Annotated in this window: 2 protein-coding genes; both read left to right on the top strand. The window is 32.6% G+C overall.

The window, feature by feature from the left end:
- Window positions 1-687 (top strand): DUF5627 domain-containing protein (locus tag WBN21_RS15455; protein WP_424201850.1); only part of this gene is annotated, 687 nt, incomplete at its 5' end.
- 367 nt (window positions 688-1054) lie between these two features.
- A partial coding sequence (locus tag WBN21_RS15450) for a 3-keto-disaccharide hydrolase (RefSeq protein WP_424201847.1) occupies window positions 1055-2396 on the top strand: 1342 nt, incomplete at its 3' end.

Here is a 2396-nt window from a genome sequence, read left to right as displayed (position 1 = left end):
GAATTAGATTCGCTTTTAACAGGTGTACCAGCTGATGGTGTTACAAATCCTATCAAGATTAAAGCAGATGATTGGCAAACACTACCTAAAGACTATACCCTTTTTGGTATCAAGTATATGAATAAATATCAAGGTATCTATTTAAGACGCGGTGAGGATGCAGCTTCAGGGGCTAACGAATCGGTTACGGTTTTTGAAAATGGTGATCCCACAATAACAGTTTCAGAGAACATTGAAGGCTCTACAGTTTATAGATCTGAGTTTGTTGTAGGTGATGAATTAATTCCAGTATCAACTGCAGGAAGGAAAAGCGCTACTACTACTATTGATGTTAGAAGACCAGGTATTGCTACTAATAGTAAGTTGTCTTTACTATTGACATTTAACGATAATGAAGAAATTACTGTTACTAATGCCGATGCAGGTAGCTCTGTTGCTGTAACAGGTTCAGGAAAATTTGTAGAAGATGGCGATGAATGGGGAGGGCAAAGTCGAGACGTAATTTACTTAGATTATGAATACCGAGAAACAGAGGTTGAAGTCACAGAGAACCGTTTTTTTGGTACTTTAATTTCAACAGAAACAGCAACATTTGATTTATTGCATACAGTTAAAGATACTTTAGTAATAAGAGACAGAGACGTAAAATTTGAGGAGTTTATTATTCATTTAAAAGAAACTCCTTAATAAAATTAGTTTAACTTTATAAGTATAAAAATAGCGGAGGACAAAATAGGTCTCCGCTATTTTTGTTATCTAAAGTTTTAATCTTTTAAAACAGGAAGATATAATTCTCAGGATACATCAGGATAGTTTTTAAAAAAAGAAAAGCTAAATTTAGACCTGATGATTATTACTTTAATTTGCAGGTATATAATTTAGAAAGTAAGTTTAATAATAAAATAATCATATATGTTACAAAATATATGTTTAAGTTTAGTAATTAATTGAGTTAGTCAAGTTTAACCTCCATTTAGAATTAAGTTTTAAAATGGAGGTTTTTTTATTTATCTGTCAGCTTAATATTTGTCATTATTAATTTTATAAATAAAATATGAATACAATCACAACAAAACTGTTATTAATTGTTACATGTTGTTTTATCACATCTTGTAATATAAAAAAAGAACAAACACTTTGGATAGACCTAATTAAAGATGATTCATTAAAGGGTTGGACAATTTTGGGTGGAGAAGCAACCTATAATGTTAAAGATGGTGTAATTATAGGAACAACCAAAGCTAATACACCCAATACGTTTTTAACTACTAATGAAATGTATGGAGATTTTATTTTTGAAATAGACTATAAAGTAGATTCAACAATGAATTCTGGTATTCAAATACGAAGTAATTCCCTTCCTCACTACAGAGATGGAATGGTTCATGGTTATCAAGTAGAAATAGATCCTTCCAAAAGAGCTTGGAGTGGTGGCATCTATGATGAAAAAAGACGTAAATGGTTAAATACTTTAGAGAATAATCCAAAAGCTCAAAAAGCATTTAGGCAAAACGAATGGAACCATTATCGGGTAGAGGCTATCGCAGACACTATAAAAACTTGGATTAATGGTGTGCCAGCTGCCTATTTAATTGATGATAAAACCCCAAGTGGATTTATAGGTTTACAAGTGCACTCTATAGGAGATAATGAAGAGAAGATAGGGAAAACGGTAATGTGGAAAAATGCGAAGATATTAAGTGAAAACCTCGCTATGTATTCCAAAAAATCTACCATAAATCCGATTGTAACAAAAAACAACCTTACATTTCAAGAAAGGAAAGAAGGTTGGCAAATGTTATGGGATGGTAAAACTACAGATGGCTGGCGTGGTGCTAAATTAGATACCTTTCCTCAACAAGGTTGGACCATTGAAAATGGCGAGTTAATAGTTGAAGAAACTGGTGGAGCCGAATCTGCCGCAGGTGGCGATATAGTTACTACAAAAGATTATAGTAATTTTGAATTACAAGTAGATTTTAAATTAACCTCCGGAGCAAATAGCGGTATAAAGTATTTTGTTGACACAGAAATTAATAAAGGACCAGGGTCCTCCATTGGCTTAGAATATCAAATTTTAGATGATGATTTACACGAAGATGCTAAATTAGGTTCGCATGAAGGCAGCAGAACAGTATGTTCTTTGTATGATTTAATTAAAGCAGAGCCAAATAAACCTGTAAATCCTATAGGGGAATGGAATACGGCTTACATTTTATCAAAAAACAACCATGTAGAACATTGGATAAATGACGTTAAAGTATTAGAATACGAGCGTGGTAGTGACGATTTTTTAAAACTTGTATCTGAAAGCAAATATGCTAAATGGCCTAATTTTGGAATATTGGAAAAAGGACAAATCCTACTACAGGATCATGGTGATAGAGTCGCGTTTT

The organism is Algibacter sp., assembly GCF_049667265.1.
Lineage (GTDB): Bacteria > Bacteroidota > Bacteroidia > Flavobacteriales > Flavobacteriaceae > Algibacter_B.
This window is presented reverse-complemented; position numbering and strand designations above follow the sequence as displayed.